At 61.5% G+C, this 247-nt stretch carries 1 protein-coding gene; it reads left to right on the top strand.

The annotated features are described in order from the left end of the window. Positions 1-247 (top strand): contractile injection system protein, VgrG/Pvc8 family (locus HFD94_RS22850; RefSeq protein WP_256378016.1); only part of this gene is annotated, 247 nt, incomplete at both ends.

Below are 247 nucleotides of genomic sequence, written 5' to 3'. Positions count from 1 at the left end.
TGGACTTTATCAGCCGCCTGATGGAGCTGGAGGGGATTTACTACTTCTTCCGCCACGAGGCGGACAAACACACGCTGGTGCTGTGCGACGCGCCGGACCAGCATCAGGCGTTTCCGGGCTATGAGACCATTGCCTATCACGTCACTCCGTCGGGCGGCGTGGTTACCGAAGAGGGCATCAGCCAGTGGTCGCTGGCGGAGAGCGTGACGCCGGGCATCTACAGCACCGACGACTACGACTTCCGCAA

Origin of the sequence: Pantoea sp. EKM20T, from assembly GCF_011800485.1 — a bacterium.
Classification (GTDB): Bacteria; Pseudomonadota; Gammaproteobacteria; order Enterobacterales; family Enterobacteriaceae; genus Pantoea; species Pantoea agglomerans.
Note: the sequence above shows the minus strand (reverse complement) of the source record. Positions and strands in the feature narration are given on the sequence as shown.